Source organism: Rhodococcus (subgen. Prescottella) equi (assembly GCF_003013675.1).
GTDB lineage: Bacteria > Actinomycetota > Actinomycetes > Mycobacteriales > Mycobacteriaceae > Prescottella > Prescottella equi.
On the sequence record NZ_CP027793.1, the window covers coordinates 1270221 to 1285946 of the forward strand.

15 protein-coding genes are annotated in these 15726 nt (G+C 69.3%); 9 read left to right on the plus strand and 6 right to left on the minus strand.

What is annotated here, in order from left to right; translation table 11 throughout:
* Positions 1-38: 38 nt before the first annotated feature.
* From C7H75_RS06130 to C7H75_RS06150, 5 genes are all read left to right on the plus strand, one after another.
* On the plus strand, positions 39-1184 hold the full coding sequence (locus C7H75_RS06130; RefSeq protein ID WP_233281913.1) for a sensor histidine kinase: 1146 nt from the start codon (positions 39-41) through the stop codon (positions 1182-1184).
* Between the two features lie 58 nt (positions 1185-1242).
* Positions 1243-2040, plus strand: coding sequence for a LytR/AlgR family response regulator transcription factor (locus C7H75_RS06135; protein WP_041673936.1), 798 nt, complete (start codon positions 1243-1245; stop codon positions 2038-2040).
* Between the two features lie 65 nt (positions 2041-2105).
* A complete protein-coding gene (locus C7H75_RS06140; protein ID WP_390892587.1) occupies positions 2106-2411 on the plus strand; it encodes a hypothetical protein in 306 nt (101 codons plus the stop codon).
* Positions 2412-2421: 10 nt separating this feature from the next.
* Positions 2422-4176: a sodium/solute symporter gene (locus C7H75_RS06145; RefSeq protein WP_013415107.1), complete on the plus strand. Its 1755-nt coding sequence runs from the start codon at positions 2422-2424 to the stop codon at positions 4174-4176.
* 108 nt (positions 4177-4284) lie between these two features.
* Positions 4285-4647: a Rieske 2Fe-2S domain-containing protein gene (locus tag C7H75_RS06150; RefSeq protein WP_005514949.1), complete on the plus strand. Its 363-nt coding sequence runs from the start codon at positions 4285-4287 to the stop codon at positions 4645-4647.
* Positions 4648-4676: 29 nt separating this feature from the next.
* On the opposite strand, the gene C7H75_RS06155 is transcribed toward C7H75_RS06150, so the two are convergent.
* On the minus strand, positions 4677-6413 hold the full coding sequence (locus C7H75_RS06155; RefSeq protein ID WP_106851101.1) for an N-acyl-D-amino-acid deacylase family protein: 1737 nt from the start codon (positions 6411-6413) through the stop codon (positions 4677-4679).
* A gap of 281 nt (positions 6414-6694) precedes the next feature.
* Here C7H75_RS06155 and C7H75_RS06160 point away from each other — a divergent pair, with 281 nt between their 5' ends.
* The 4 genes from C7H75_RS06160 (at position 6695) to C7H75_RS06175 (ending at position 10926) form a co-directional block, all read left to right on the plus strand.
* Positions 6695-7057, plus strand: coding sequence for a DUF485 domain-containing protein (locus tag C7H75_RS06160; RefSeq protein WP_005514947.1), 363 nt, complete (start codon positions 6695-6697; stop codon positions 7055-7057).
* Positions 7054-8697 (plus strand): monocarboxylic acid transporter, encoded by a 1644-nt coding sequence (locus tag C7H75_RS06165; protein WP_005514946.1) that lies wholly within the window; start codon positions 7054-7056, stop codon positions 8695-8697. Before C7H75_RS06160 ends, C7H75_RS06165 begins: the two co-directional genes overlap by 4 nt.
* Positions 8698-8787: 90 nt before the next feature.
* Positions 8788-9219 (plus strand): type II toxin-antitoxin system Rv0910 family toxin, encoded by a 432-nt coding sequence (locus C7H75_RS06170; protein WP_005514945.1) that lies wholly within the window; start codon positions 8788-8790, stop codon positions 9217-9219.
* Positions 9220-9288: 69 nt separating this feature from the next.
* The gene (locus C7H75_RS06175; protein ID WP_005514944.1) at positions 9289-10926 is read left to right on the plus strand and encodes a VWA domain-containing protein; all 1638 of its coding nucleotides are present in this window, start codon (positions 9289-9291) and stop codon (positions 10924-10926) included.
* A gap of 42 nt (positions 10927-10968) precedes the next feature.
* On the opposite strand, the gene C7H75_RS06180 is transcribed toward C7H75_RS06175, so the two are convergent.
* The 5 genes from C7H75_RS06180 to C7H75_RS06200 form a co-directional block, all read right to left on the minus strand.
* Positions 10969-11616, minus strand: coding sequence for a CoA transferase subunit B (locus C7H75_RS06180; RefSeq protein ID WP_022594449.1), 648 nt, complete (start codon positions 11614-11616; stop codon positions 10969-10971).
* Positions 11613-12377 (minus strand): CoA transferase subunit A, encoded by a 765-nt coding sequence (locus C7H75_RS06185; protein ID WP_106851102.1) that lies wholly within the window; start codon positions 12375-12377, stop codon positions 11613-11615. Before C7H75_RS06185 ends, C7H75_RS06180 begins: the two co-directional genes overlap by 4 nt.
* Positions 12378-12417: 40 nt before the next feature.
* Positions 12418-13782, minus strand: a complete 1365-nt coding sequence (locus C7H75_RS06190; protein WP_106851103.1) for an MFS transporter — start codon at positions 13780-13782, stop codon at positions 12418-12420.
* Positions 13783-13864: 82 nt separating this feature from the next.
* Positions 13865-14248: a carboxymuconolactone decarboxylase family protein gene (locus C7H75_RS06195; RefSeq protein ID WP_084865967.1), complete on the minus strand. Its 384-nt coding sequence runs from the start codon at positions 14246-14248 to the stop codon at positions 13865-13867.
* Between the two features lie 177 nt (positions 14249-14425).
* Entirely contained in the window at positions 14426-15454 is a 1029-nt protein-coding gene (locus tag C7H75_RS06200; RefSeq protein WP_106851104.1) for an AraC family transcriptional regulator, read from the minus strand.
* Positions 15455-15726 lie beyond the last annotated feature (272 nt).

Sequence of the window (15726 nt, forward strand, 5' to 3'; positions counted from 1 at the left end):
TCGTCGTCGCGGTCGCGGTGTCGCTGACCTATGTCGCGATGCGGACGCGCCGCGTGCTCACCACGCCCGCCGAACGCGCCGTGCACGACACACTGCACACCGCGTCGCTGGCCGCACGTCCGCTGCGCCGCGGCCTCGACGAGACGTCGGCGCGGGAGGCGGCGCCGCATCTGCGGGTGCTGACCGGGGCACAGTCGCTCGCGATCCTGGGACCGGACGGCGGTCTGCTGGCGTGGACGGGACCGCACGAGGGGCTGTCGGCGCAGGTGACGGCCGTGGCCGGACGCGCGATCGACGACGGCCGGCGCGTCCTGGTCGGCCACGGTGATCTCGAGCGCGGCACCGGCGACCACGACGTACGAGCCCTCGTCGCGCAACCGCTGCTGATCGAGGGGACCGGCGTCGTGGGTGCGCTCGCCGTCGTCACCACCACCGAACCGGGGCCGGCGATGCTGGGCGCGCTCACCGAGGTCGCCCGGTACGCGTGCGGTCAGCTCGAGCTGGCCGAGCTCGACTCGTCCCGTGCGCGGCTCGACCGCGCCGAGGTACGGGCGTTGCGGGCGCAGATCAGCCCGCACTTCATCTACAACGCGCTCGGCACGATCGCGTCGTTCGTGCGCACCGACCCGGAACGGGCGCGGGAACTGGTCCTCGAGTTCGCCGACTTCACCCGCTACTCGTTCCGGTCCGCCGGCGAGTACACCGTGCTGGCGGACGAGTTGCGCAACATCGACCGCTATCTGACGCTCGAGCGGGCCCGCTTCGGGGACAACTTGCAGGTGCGGCTCCAGGTGGCGCCCGAGGTGCTCAGCGTCGTGCTGCCCTTCCTCGCGCTGCAGCCGCTGGTCGAGAACGCGGTCCGGCACGGGCTGTCCGGCAAGTCGGCCGGCGGCACCGTCTCGATCGTGGCGTCCGACGCCGGGCCGGACTGCGTCATCAGCGTCGAGGACGACGGCGTGGGCATGGACCCGGAACTGCTCCGGTCGGGGGAACTCGACGCGGTCGCGTCCGGGACCGGCGGGCCGAGCGCATCGGAGGCCGCGCACGTGGGCCTGGCGAACGTCGACGACCGGCTCCGCGCCGCATTCGGCAACGACTACGGATTGGTGGTGGAAACGGCCCCCGGCGCCGGGACCAAGGTCAGCATGCGGGTCCCCAAGTTCCGTCCCGGCATCCGGGCCTGACGGGCCGTCGGCCTGTCCGGTCCGGAGGGTCCCCGCGACATGGCACGATGGATCCGTTGTGAACGAGATCTCTGACCGGCCCTTTGACGGCCTCCTGACCGTGCTGGCAGTCGACGACGAGCGACCTGCCCTCGACGAGCTGGCTTTTCTGCTCCGTGCCCGCGACGAGATCGGGGAGATCCTCACCGCGGGAGACGCCACCACCGCGCTGCGCATCCTGCGGGACGGCGGCATCGATGCGGTCTTCCTCGACATCAACATGCCCGGGCTCGACGGTCTGGAGCTGGCGGGGATCCTCACTCAGTTCGCGAACCCGCCGTCGGTGGTGTTCGTGACCGCGCACGAGGACCGGGCCGTCGCGGCGTTCGACCTCGGTGCCGTCGACTATCTGCTCAAGCCGCTGCGCGAGGAGCGGCTCGCGGAGTCGGTGCGCCGGATCGTCGAGCGTCGACGCCGAGCGAAGGACGACGCCGACGACGACTCGTCGGCCGACGAGGTGATCCCCGTCGAACTCGGCGGTGTGACGACACTGGTGCCGCGGTCGACGGTCAAGTGGGTGGAGGCCGACGGCGACTACGCGCGCCTGCACACCGGCACCGGATCGCACCTCGTACGCATCCCCATCTCGTCGCTCGAGAGTCGCTGGGCCGATGCCGGGTTCCTGCGGGTACACCGCTCGTACCTCGTGTCGCTCGCCGAGGTGACCGGCATCCGCAGCGTCGGCTCCGGGCTCGTGGTGTGCCTGCGTCCGCAGGGCACCGCGCCGTCGGTGGAGTTGCCGGTGAGTCGTCGGCACACCCGGGAACTGAAGGACAAACTCATCCGCGGTCCGCGTCAGAACTGGACGTCGAGGTGACGTCGCCGGGTGCCGTTCCGCCCGCCCGCGAACGGGTGGTGCTCGCCAAGCGGCGCGGCGCCCGGATGGTGCGCACCCGCGTGGAAGTGCAGGAGCAGACGGAGATCGGCGACGCGATGATCCGCGGGCTCGTCCGGGCCCAGCTGAGCCTCGCCGCGCGGGTCGCGGCGGCAGTCGGGTTGCTGTTCGCGGTGGTGCCCGTCCTGCTGCTCGTGTTCCCCGACGTCGCCGACGTCGTGGTCTTCGGGGTCCGTCTGCCGTGGCTGCTCGCGGTGAGCGTCCCGCTGCCGATTCTGTTGGGGGCGGGCTGGTTCTACATCCGCGCGGCAGAGCGCAACGAACAGGACTTCGCCGACCTGGTCGACGACTGAGGCGGCGCCGATGACCGGACAGCCCATTCCCCTCCTGACGGTGTTCGCGCTCGTCGCCGCGGCCGTCGCGACCGTCGGCATCGGGATCTACGGGGTGCGTCTGGCGCGCACCACCTCCGACTTCCTGGTGGCGTCGCGCAGTGTCGGGCCGCGGTGGAACGCGGCGGCGATCTCGGGTGAGTACCTCTCGGCCGCCTCGTTTCTCGGTGTCGCCGGCCTCATCGCGAAGTACGGTGCGGACGCGCTGTGGTATCCGATCGGGTTCACCGCCGGTTACCTCGGGCTGCTGCTGTTCGTCGCGGCGCCCCTGCGCCGCTCCGGCGCGTACACCGTCCCCGATTTCGCGGAATTCCGGCTCGGTTCCGTGCGGGTACGCCGTGTCGCGATGATCGTGGTGGCGCTGGTGTGCGGGCTGTACATGGTGCCGCAGCTCCAGGGCGCGGGTCTGACGCTGAACATCTTGCTGGGCGTGCCCGGCTGGGTGGGCATCGTCGTGGTCGGGATCATCGTGATCGGCAACGTCGTGGGCGGCGGCATGCGGTCGATCACGTTCGTCCAGGGGTTCCAGTACTGGCTCAAGCTGACGGCCGTCGCCGTTCCCGCGCTGGTGCTGGCCGGGCACTTCTTCGCCGACCAGCAGTCGGTGGGAGCACCCGCCCCGCCCACCGTCGCGACGCAGACGTCGGTGGACGTCACCACCGACGTCGTGGTGCAGGTCGCCGTCGCGACCGACGTGACGGTGCACGGACGACTCGACGACCGAGCGGTGTCGGGCGACGTCCGACTCGGCGCGGGCCGGCACGAACTGGGGAAGGGAACGACGCTGGTGCTGCCCGCGGGATCACCGGTCCCGGTGGTGGCCGGCGCTCCCGCCGACGGCGCCGGGTGGGCCGATCCGGGTGGCGGTTTCGGCGGTCCGCACCCGATGTTCCAGGTGTACTCGCTGATGCTCGCGACGTTCCTCGGCGCGATGGGTCTGCCGCACGTCCTCGTGCGCTTCTACACCAACCCGGACGGGCGCGCGGCCCGCCTGACGTCACTGGTCGTGATCGCTCTGGTGGGCGTGTTCTACCTGTTCCCGGTCCTGCTCGGGGTGTTCGCGCGACTGTACGTCCCGCAGTTGCTCATCACGGGCACGTCGGACGCGGCCGTCCTGCTGCTCCCGGTCTCGGTGTTCTCCGGGTGGGGCGGCCAACTGCTCGCCGCGCTGGTCGCGGCCGGCGCCATCGCGGCGTTCCTGTCCACGTCGTCGGGGCTGTTGGTGAGCATCGCCGGTGTCCTCAGCACCGACGTGCTGCGCGGTCGGGTCCGGGACTTCCGGGTCGCCGCGGTCCTCGCCGGAGCGGTACCGCTGATCCTGGCGCTCGGGGCCGCGTCGCTCGACCTGTCCCGGTCTGTCGGGTTGGTGTTCGCGGTCGCGGCCTCGACGTTGTGCCCTCTGCTGGTCCTCGGGATCTGGTGGCGCGGACTCACTGCCGCAGGAGCGACGGCCGGTCTCGTCGTCGGGCTGGTGACCGGCGGGGGAGCGGCCCTGCTCGCGGTGCTCGGCGTCCCCTCCGAGAACCTCTGGAACGGTTGGCCGTCCGTGCTCATCGGCTACCCGGCCGCGGTCAGCGTCCCGCTGTCGTTCGCGGCGATGGTGTCGGTCAGCCTCGCCACCCGGCGGCAGATCCCTCGCGACGTGGGCCGGATCTTCACCCGCATGCACGCGCCGGAACGACTGGGCATGGGCCGCGACCGCGAGGACGACCTGCGATCGACGTGATCCGGGTTCCGGTAGGTGGGTCCGGCGATTGACGCCCGTCGCCGGTATCGGCGAACGTGACGGGTCTGCGTGTGCTGCCCGCGCTCACGCCCGGAAGAAGGAGACCCCGTGTCGGATTGGCACTGCCTCGGAACCGCCGACGACTACCGCGACGGAAAGCCCCACGCCGTCCGGGCATTCGACACCGATCTCGTCGTCTACTCCGACCGGGCGGGCGGCATCAACGTCCTCGATTCCCGCTGCCCCCACATGGGCGCCGATCTCAGCAAGGGCCGGGTCGTGGGGGACACCATCGACTGCCCCGCCCACCGGTGGCGCTGGAACGGCAAGGGCAAGTGCGTCGGCGGGTCACCCAAGCTGCTGCCGATCCGCTCCTGGACGACCGAGGAGCGGGACGGGCTGCTGTATCTCGAGCGGTCCGACGCCGCGCCCACCGGTCGCCCGGTCCGGGCCGCGAACGCGTGGTGGTGAACCCGCGGCCCGCGACGTGAGGGCAGCTCTCAGCGTGAGCCGCGGATCAGGGCGCCGGGGCGGGCCCCGGTGTCGACGCCGTCGCGGAGCACCACCCGACCGGAGACGATCGTCGCGCGGTAGCCGTCGGCGCCCTGCAGCAGGCGCCGGGCGCCGCCCGGCAGGTCGTGCACCATCGTCGGCGACTGCAGCTGCAGCCGTTCGAAATCGATCACGTTGAGATCGGCCTTCTTGCCCTCGGCGATCACGCCGCGATCGCCGAGTCCGTAGATCGTCGCGGTGTCGAGGGTCATCTTCCGGACCGCGGTCGCCAGCGGGATCAGGTCGCCGCGACTGCGGTCGCGCGCCCAGTGCGTCAGCATGAACGTGGTGTTCGACGCGTCGCAGATGGCTCCCACGTGCGCGCCGCCGTCGCCGAGGCCGATCGCAGTCGCGGGATGCATCAGCATCTCCCGGGTCGGGTCGAGCGTGAAGTCCGAGTACCCCAGCAGCGGCCGGAAGAACAACGCGCGGCCCCCGTCGGTGAGCATGAGGTCGTAGGCGTACGCGAACGGATCCCGCCCGGCGCGCTCGGCCTCGCGGGCGAGGCTGGTGTCGGGATCGGGTTCGTACCGCGGCGGGTGGCCGAGATCGAACGTCCGGTCGAGTCTGCTCAGGTACGGCATCCGATTGTCGGGCGAATCGGGTTCGTCGAGGATCGCGCGCCGGGTCGCCGGGTCACGCAGCGCGGCCACCAGGGCGTCGAGGTCGCCGTCGGCGCGCGCGGCGGCCGCGAGGTACGTCGGCCGGGTGTGGAAGGCGTTGAACGTCTGCAAGCCGGTCAGCAGGCCCAGCGGGCGCGCCGGGACCTGCGGGCGCAGGGGAATTCCGGCCTCGTACGCGGCGGCAGCGGCGTCGAGCAGTCGCTTCCAGTCGTTCGGCACGTTGTCGTGCTGCATCAGGCCGAAACACACTGTCCGCCCGGTGAGTTCGGCCAACCGCAGCATCCAGTCGAGTTCGCGGTCGGGGGCCGCCAGGTCCTCGCCCATGATGCCGGCCGGTGCCAGTTCGAACACCCCGGTTCCGGCGGCGGCCAGCGCCTGCCCGACGCCGAACAGTTCGTCCTCGGCAGCGAAGGTTCCCGGTACCGGTTCCCCGTCGATCGCCCGGTGCACGATGGTGCGTGACGTCGAGAAGCCGAGGGCCCCGGCCTCGACGCCCTCACGGACCAGCTTGGCCATCAGCGCGATGTCCTCGGCCGACGCCGCCTCGTTGCGGGCACCGCGCTCGCCCATCACGTACGCCCGCACGGCTCCGTGCGGCACGTGCGTGCCCACGTCGATGGCCAGCGGCAGCCGGTCGAGCGCGTCGAGGTACTGCGGGAAGGACTGCCAGCCCCAGCGGATCCCGGCGGACAGCGCGGCACCGGGAATGTCCTCGACGCCTTCCATGAGGCCGATCAGCCATTCGCGGTCGGCGTCGGCCACCGGAGCGAATCCCACGCCGCAGTTGCCCATCACCGCGGTGGTGACACCGTGCCAGCAGCTGGGCGTGAGCATCGGGTCCCACGTGACCTGGCCGTCGTAGTGGGTGTGGATGTCGACGAACCCCGGGGTGACGAGCAGTCCGGTCGCGTCGATCACCTCGTCGGCGTCCGCATCGGCGAGTTCGCCTCCCGGGGTGACGGCCACGATCGAGCCGTCCCGGACCCCGACGTCGGCGACGAAGGGTTCACCGCCGGTCCCGTCCACCACTGTCCCGTTGGAGATCACGAGAGAGAAACCCATATCCACTCCTCGCTGAGAGTCGACCGGCACGTCATGCGTCTCGATGACAGGCGTCAGACTAACTGGACACGGTGTCAGTGAGTGTGGAAATCGGGTCGTTCGTTCGCTCGGTCGCAGGGTTCGGGAGCCGACCGTTCGTCGTGTGGCGGCTACCGTTCGGCGCACGCGTCGACAGCTCGGCGTGTGACTGGCACCACACCCTTCTCCTGTGATCTGGCTCTCACTAGCGTCGCTTCGCACACCCCGCGACGCCCGTCGCCCGCCATCGGAGGAGCCCGATCATGACCACCACCGACCTCGGCTCGGGAGCGCCGCCGCAGCGGCCCACGCCCGACGCGCAGGCGTTCCTCGACATGCAGGCGAGCCCGGAGTTCCAGGAACTCCGGCACCGGCTGCGGCGCTTCGTCTTTCCGATGACCGCGTTCTTCCTCACGTGGTACGCCGGCTACGTCCTGCTCGCGACGTACGCGCCGGACTTCATGGCCACCAAGGTGTTCGGCAACGTCAACCTCGGAATCGTGCTCGGTCTCGGCCAGTTCGTGACGACGTTCGTCATCACCGCCCTGTACGTGAAGTTCGCGAACCGTGAACTCGATCCGCGGTCGTCGGCGATCCGCGAGGAACTGGAAGGACCGGCCCGGTGATCACCACGCTCGCACAGTCCGCTCCGGCAACGGATGTCGGCAATCCGCTGTTCAACATCGCGATCTTCGTCGCGTTCGTCGTCGGCACCATGACCCTGGTGATCCGGGCCAGCAAATCGACGAAGAAGGCGTCGGACTTCTACACCGGCGGCGGCCAGTTCTCCGGCCCGCAGAACGGTTTCGCCATCGCCGGTGACTACCTGTCGGCGGCGTCGTTCCTCGGTATCGCCGGCGCCATCGCGGTGTACGGATACGACGGGTTCCTGTACTCGATCGGGTTCCTCGTCGCGTGGCTCGTCGCGCTGCTGTTGGTGGCCGAACTGCTTCGCAACACAGGACGATTCACGATGGCCGACGTTCTGAGCTTCCGGCTGAAGCAGCGTCCGGTGCGGATGGCGGCGGCATTGTCGACGCTGGTCGTCTCGCTGTTCTACCTGCTCGCGCAGATGGCCGGTGCGGGCGGCCTGGTCGCGCTGTTGCTGAACATCAAGGACTTCGCGGGACAGGCGATCGTCGTCGCGGTCGTCGGTGTGCTGATGATCGTCTACGTGCTGATCGGCGGCATGAAGGGCACCACGTACGTGCAGATGGTCAAGGCCGTCCTGCTCATCGCGGGCGCCGGCATCATGTTCGTCCTGGTGCTGTTCGCGGTGAAGGGCAACTTCTCGCAGCTGCTGGCCGACGCGCAGAACATGGTCAACGGCTCCGCCAACGAGGCCGTCGCCGGGCGCGACGTGCTCGCACCGGGCGCCAAGTACGGGATCAGCGACATGTCGCGGCTGGACTTCGTCTCGCTCGGTATCGCCCTGGTCCTCGGCACCGCGGGCCTGCCGCACGTGCTCATGCGCTTCTACACGGTGCCCACCGCCAAGGAGGCCCGCCGCTCGGTGACGTGGGCGATCGGATTGATCGGCGCGTTCTACCTGTTCACGCTCGTCCTCGGTTACGGCGCCGCGAAGATGGTCGGCCCCGATACGATCCTGGCCGCTCCCGGCAAGGAGAACTCGGCGGCGCCGCTGCTGGCGTTCGAACTGGGCGGCACGATCTTCCTGGGCATCATCTCGGCGGTCGCGTTCGCGACGATCCTCGCGGTCGTCGCCGGCTTGGCGATCACCGCGTCGGCGTCGTTCGCCCACGACATCTACGCCAGCGTCATCAAGCGCGGCAAGGCGTCGGAGGAGGAGCAGGTCCGGGTCTCGCGGATCACCGTGGTCGTCATCGGCATCGTTGCGATCGTCCTCGGCATCCTCGCGATGGGACAGAACATCGCGTTCCTCGTCGCGCTCGCGTTCGCCGTCGCCGCGTCGGCGAACCTGCCGACGCTGCTGTACTCGCTGTTCTGGAAGAAGTTCAACACCACCGGCGCGCTGTTCAGCATCTACGGCGGCCTGATCAGCTGCCTGGTGCTCATCGTCTTCTCGCCGGCCGTCTCCGGCGCCAAGACGTCGATGTTCCCGAACGTCGACTTCGCCTGGTTCCCGCTGGCCAACCCCGGCATCGTGTCGATCCCGCTGGCGTTCGCGCTCGGCATCGTCGGTACCTGGGTGGGACGGAACAAGCTCGAAGATCCGTTCAAGCAGGCCGAGATGGAGGTCCGCTCCCTCACCGGTGTCGGCGTCGAGAAGGCCGTGGCCCACTAGCGGCCGTCCGGGCTTCCCGGGGCGCCCCGTGACGCAGCCGCGTCACGGGGCGCACTGTCGTCTACGTCACCTTTTGGTTACGATCCGACAATGGCCAAGCTGAAGGTGTCCGTCGACGTGCCGATGAGCCCCGAGGACGCGTGGGACCGGGCGTCGGACCTCACCGAGTTCGAGCAGTGGCTCAGCATCCACGAGGGCTGGCGTAGCGATCTGCCCGCGGAATTGAGCACCGGCACCGTCGTCAGTTCGGTCGTCACGGTCAAAGGCCTGCGAAATCGCGTGACGTGGACGCTCAAGCAGTACAACCCGCCGCGGAGCCTGGTCCTGAAGGGCGACGGCAAGGGTGGCGTGAAGCTCGGCCTCGTCCTCAGCGTCGAACCGTCCACGGTGGGCGCCGTCGTCGCGCTCGACATCGACCTCGGCGGCGCACCCCTGTTCGGACCCATCGGGTCGGGCGTGGCCAAGGCGCTGCGCGGCGACATCGAGGGCTCGCTGCAGAAGTTCGTCACTCTCTACGCCTGATTCGGCGGAACCCGCACAACGCGACCGGCGGCCCGGCCGGAACGCGATCCCTACGGAGGTCTCGAAGACATGGCCGGTCGTCACAGCGCGCCGCGCGCGAAATCCACCGCGGCGGCGTCGCCGTCGGTGAAGTACGGGGCGATCGGCCTCGCTGCGGTGGTCGTCGTGGGTGTGGGGGCGTACTTCGCGGTGGACGCCGTCGCCGGCGGCGGATGCGATTCGGTCACCGAGTTCGTGGTGGCCGCCGACCCGTCGATCTCGCCGGTGCTCACCGAGGTGACTTCGGCGACATCGGCGGAGGACCTCGGCTGCCGCAGCTTCCGGATCGAGGCCGCGTCCGGCATGGAACCGCTCGGGTCGCCCGGTCAACAGTCGGGGCCGGACCTGTGGATTCCGGATTCGACGCAGTGGGTCGCGAAGGCGAGCAGCGGAACCGGCACACTCTTCGACGTCGCGGCCCCGTCGATCGCCACGACGCCGGTCGTCATCGCGGCGCGCGAGGGCGACATGCCGTTCTTCGCAACTTGGCTGAGCGCTCTGCAGCTGCAGGGTCTGCGGATCGGCGACCCGCTCACCAGCACCGTCTCGGGTGCCCCCATCGTCGGTGCGCTGTCCGAGTCCGCCGCCGGCACCGTCCCGGGCGACGCGGTGCCCGGAGCGCTGGTTCCGCTCGCCCAGGCGCAGGCCGCCAACATGCATCAGACCGACCCGGCCGCGCGGCTCGCGGCGGTGGCATCGGACGGCGGGATCGCCATCGCCACCGAGCAGCAGGTGGCGGGACAGAACGCGGGCGACTCGGCGGTGCGCCTCGAGGCGACCACTCCGAACTCGGGTGCGGTGTTCCTCGACTATCCGGTCGTTGCCACCGCGCCGGGGTCCGAGCACGACGACGCCCGCAGTGCGGGCGTCGCGCTGGCCGAGGTGATGGGATCCGACGCGGGCCGGGCCGCGTTGGCGCAGCGCGGGTTCCGCGCCCCGGACCGGGCTCCGCTCGACGCCGGCCGCGGCGTGGGGGATGTCGCGGTGCTGACCGTGGAGGATCCGACGGAGACGGCTCAGGTTCTCCGACGGTATGCGGTGCTGGCGTTGCCGTCCCGCGCGCTCGTGGTGGAGGACGTCTCGGGTTCGATGGCCGAGCAGGCCGGCCCGGAGACTCGGATCGCGCTGACGGTCCAGGCCAGCGAGACGGGCGCCCGACTGTTCCCCGACAACGCGCAACTGGGTCTGTGGGCGTTCTCGATCGGGTTGGGTGGGGGCTCGCAGGACTACAAGGAACTCGCCCCGATCCGCCGCCTCGACGAGACGGTCGACGGGGTCAGCCACCGGCAGCGCCTGACCGATGCCGTCCGCACGCTGCCCTCGCTCGTCAAGGGCGGCACCGGACTGTACGACACGACGCTCGCCGCCTTCCGGAAGGTCAAGGAGGGCTACGATCCGGCCGCGATCAACAGCGTCATCCTGCTCACCGACGGCGCCAACGAGGACCCGTCGACGATCTCGCTCGACGAACTGCTCGCCACGTTGAAGCGGGAGCAGGACCCGGCACGCCCGGTCATCATCGTCACCATCGGCATCACCGAGGATGCCGATGCGGCTGTGCTGCAGAAGATCTCGGCCGCCACGGGCGGAACCAGTCACGTCGCGCGCACGCCTGCGGAGATTCCCGGCGTGTTCGTGGACGCGATGCGTAGCCGCGCCACCAGCTGACGGCAGGGTGGGCTGCATCCGTGTGCAGCCCACCCCCGCGCGTCAGAGCAGGACGGCGTCGGTCGCCGCGCGGACCGCGTCCTCGGTCACTCCCGGAGCGCATTCCCGAAGGACCAGACCGGTGTCGGTTACGTCGATCACTGCGAGATCGGTGATGATGCGGTCGACCACCGCGCGCCCGGTGAGGGGGAGGGTGCAGCGTTCGACGATCTTCGACGCCCCGGCCTTGTCGGTGTGCTCCATGAGCACGATCACCTTGCGGGCGCCGTGCACCAGGTCCATCGCGCCGCCCATGCCCTTGACCATCTTGCCCGGCACCATCCAGTTCGCGAGGTCGCCGGTGGCGGACACCTGCATCCCGCCCAGCACCGCCGTGTCGATGTGGCCGCCGCGGATCATCCCGAAACTGGTGGCGGAGTCGAAGAACGACGCACCGGCGTCGACGGTCACGGTCTCCTTGCCGGCGTTGATCAGATCCGGGTCCACCTCGGCCTCGGTCGGGTACGCACCAGTGCCGAGGATGCCGTTCTCGCTGTGCAGCGTCACCTCGACGCCGCCCGGCAGATGGTTCGGAATCAGCGTGGGCAGGCCGATTCCCAGGTTGACGTACTCGCCCGACGCCAGTTCCAACGCGGCCCGCGCGGCCATCTGCTCGCGCGTCCAGCCGACGGTCTCCACCACCGCGGTCATCGGGTGCCCTCCTTCGCGGCCGAGACGGTCCGCTTCTCGATCTTCTTGTCCTGCTGTCCGATATGGACGATCCGGTCGACGAAGATTCCCGGCAGATGCACCTGCTCCGGATCGAGTTCGCCGGCCTCGACGATCACCTCGGCCTGGGCGATGCACACTCGGCCGGCCATCGCGGCCAGCGGGTTGAAGTTCATCGCGGCCTTGTTGAAGACCAGGTTGCCGGCGGTGTCCGCGACCATCGCGTGCACCAGCGAGAAGTCGGCGGTGATCGACTCCTCCAGCACGTAGTCGCGACCACCGAACGCGCGCACCTCCTTGGGCGGGGACGCGAGGGCCACCGAGCCGTCGGGCGCGTAGCGCCACGGCAGGCCGCCCTCGGAGATGAGGGTGCCGACGCCCGACGGTGTGAAGAAGGCCGGTATCCCCGCCCCGCCGGCGCGCAACTTCTCGGCGAGTGTGCCCTGCGGGGTCAGCACCACCTCGAGTTCCCCCGACAGGTATTGGCGCGCGAACTCCCGGTTCTCCCCGACGTACGACGCCGTGACACGTCGAATCCTGCCTGTCTCGAGGAGGATCCCCAGACCGTGCCCGTCGGTTCCGCAGTTGTTGGAGAACACCTCGAACGCGGTTTCCGCGCCGGCCGCGAGGGCAGCGATCAGGACGTCCGGAATGCCGCACAGCCCGAACCCTCCGACGGCCAGGGTGGCCCCGGACGGGATGTCGGCGACCGCCGCGGCGGCCGATGGGTGAATCTTGGTCATGAGAACCTTTCCGTCTCTGTGTGTCTCGGCGATCGTCGGGTCAGGCGGACGCTGTGCTCTGCGCTACGAGCTTGCGCAGTCCCGCGGGGTAGACGCGCTTGCCTACGAGCAGTGCAACGATGGCGGCGATGTAGAAGAGGGGCGCGAGCTGCAGCGACTCGAGAAGGCCGAGTCGATCGGCAAGAATGCCGATGACGAAGGGGCCCAACGCCAAACCGAGAACATTGTTGGCGATGGTGAGTGTACCCAGTGCCGACGAGCGGACGGATTCGTGGGTGAGGCCGGCGACCATGGCGGCCGTGGGACCCGAGCATCCGGCGGAGAAGAAGGCGCCGATGCCGAGGAGGATCAGCTGAGGTGCCCCGGTACCCAGCCGGAGCCCGATGCCGAGCGTGAGGAGCGCGATCGTGCAGAAGATGACGGCCGTCGTCCACTTCCGCGCGGGATCGGTGCGGCTCACGCGGTCGGTGATCATGCCGCACACCACCATTCCCGTGCCGACCAACAGGACGAACAGCGCGGCTACCGCACCGGCCTTGTCCGGTGCCATCCCGTAATACCGGTTGAAGAAGCTGGGGGTCCACGACAGCAGCACGGCTGCGGTGAACATCTGGAAGCCACCCGCGAGGTAGGCGCACCACACGGCGCGGTTCGTGAACAGGGTGGACACGGGCACGCGCACGACGCGTGCGGTCGGGTCGGGGGAACCGGACGGAGTGACGGGTTCGTCGTGCACGGCGTACCTCGCGAGGCGCGACTCGGTGACCACCGCGCGGAACAGCGCGGCGAGGATGAGCCCCAGTACGGCCATCGCTGTGAACGACCATCGCCAGCCGACATTCACGGCGATCACGCCACCGAGCGAGACGCCGACGACGGAACCGAAGGAGCCACCGGCCATGAAGGCGCCGCTGAGCGACGAGTGCAACCGTGGGGAGAACACGCTCAGGACCACCGCGATGCCCACGCTGCCGTACGCGGCTTCGCCGACGCCCACGAAGAACCGCGCGGCCAACATCTGTTCGTAGTTGGATGCGATCGCACAGCACAGCGTTGCCAGGCTCCACATCACGGCCATGACGACCAGGCTGCGGACCCGACCCCACCTGTCGGCGAGCACGGAGAGCGGGAACGTCAGCAGGCCGACCATCAACGCGACGATGCTGGTCAACGATGCCAACTGGGAATCGGACAGTGCCCATTCGGCTTTCAGCATCGGGAAGACTGCGCTGAGGACCTGGCGGGACATGTAGTCCGACAGCAGCAGTGCGAACGCCAGGCCGGCGACGATCCAGGGATAGCTTCGGGATCGGGTGCGGCGGGGCGCGGAGGTGGCCGTCCCACCGGGTGCGTCGGATTCGACGGTTCCGGCCGGCTGTTCGATGGACGTGGGGGGCAGTCCCATGGTGGCTCCTGGAGGCGGATGGGCTGGTAGGGGGCGCGGCGATCGAGGACTCGCGGATCGATGTCGCCGCGGTGGCGGTGGTCTAGGGGCGCGCTTCCATCGCGGCCAGTTCCTCCGCGAGAATCGGCACGCCGAGGTTGCAGGCGTGGATCCCCAGGACGCTGACCATCTGGAGCACGGTGAGAATCTGCTCGCGGGTGACGCCGAGTTCGAGGGCCGCGCGGATGTGCCTGCGCACGCCCGGTGCGTACATGTGCGTGGCCGCGGCGTCGATGGCGATACTGAGCAACTCGACGAACTCCGGCGGGAACACCCCGCGTCGGATCGGTGTCGCGTTCATCGCCATGAACTGTTCGGTCCATTCGGGATCCCACCGGGAAAGTGTGTCCCACAGGGGGTTCCAGCTTCCCTCTTGCTGCATGCGACTGATCGTCGGGGTGGATGTCGGCTCGGGGTTCGTGGTCATGGCAGCGCTCGTTTCACCGAAGTCGAGGGTGGATGTGGTGCGCGCTACAGCGCGCCGCAAAAGGTGGCGCACATCACGTTATCTCGTCTCGGCCGGCATTAATTACCCCACTGGGACGTCATTCTGTGCATCTCGGGACATCGTGGACGACCGGGCACCCGTCCCGGGCGTCCGGGGTCAGGAGCCGCTGTGGGCGGCATCGTTCGCCGCGGCCTGTTTGCGCCAGTCCCGGGGGCTGGCGCCGAACTGCTGATGGAACCAGCGCGAGAAGCTGCTCGGGGTCGAGAATGCGAGCATCTCGGAAATTTCCGTGAAGGAGTACCGGCTCCCGCGCACCATTCGATTCGCCAGTTCGGCCCGGGTGTCGTCCAGCACCGTGGTGAAGGTCTGTCCCGACTTCGCGAGATGGCGATGGACCGTACGCCGGTCGACGCCGAGGCTTCGGGCGACCTGGTCGATGGAGCATCGGCCGGTCGGGAGCAGCAGCTCGATCAGTTCGCGCACTCGCCCCTCCACGGTGGGTTCCGCGGGCTCCGACAGGGTGTCGAGGAACTGCTTGGCATACGTTCGCAGCCCGGGGTCGGACAGGCGATTCGGCTCGTTCAGATCTCCTGTGTAGGTGACGATTCCGCTGAAGTCGCTGCCGAACGTGGGCGGGGTGCCGAACATTCTCCGGTGGGTGGAGTCGTCCGCGGGCCGGCCGTGCTCGAAGCACACGGAGACCGGGTGCCACCGCACTCCGAGCAGGTTACGGAGCAGTTGGTGCACCACTGTGACCGCGAGTTCGACCGATTGCCGAACCGGCACCGGCTCGCCGGGTTCGATGCTGACCTGGATCGCGGACAGCCCGTCCCTCTCGCTCATGCGGATGTGCAGGGCCTCGTTGTACATGTGCTGGTACCGGATCAGCATGCGCAGTGCGCTGCGGGCGTCCGGCTCCTCGCGGATGCTCACGCTGAGCGGCCCGAGCGTGGACAGTCGCCGGTGCTCGGCGAGCTTGAGTGCGAAGTCGGGGCGCCCCGCTGCGGCCGACGACAGTTCGAGTAGTCGTGCCACGGAGGCTGCCGGGATCCACCGGTCCTGTAGGTCGAGGCTCGACGGATCGAGTCCGACGGTCCGCAGCAACTGAACCGGGTCGATGCCCAGCATGCGGCTGACCTCGACATATCCGGTGAGCGCCGCATATCGCGCGAGGGGCTTGGCCACCCGTATCACCCTCCTCGGGATGGTCGTGCTGTCCCGCAAGGGTAAGTGTGTGCCCGGTCGCAGTCGAGTCCGGGTGTGCTGTGCGCAATATTGCCCCCGTCACACCTATGTCCCGAAAGGGAAAGAAATATGTCCCGGCAGGGTATGTGCGAGGGGGGCCGGCTCGATAGTGTCGTGTCAGTTGAGTCACACCGGCGCCGCGGCTCGAAAAGGCCTGCCGCTCGGGGTGTTCCGCCCTGCGGCTCGAATGAGCCGGCCGCTGGGCGTCGATT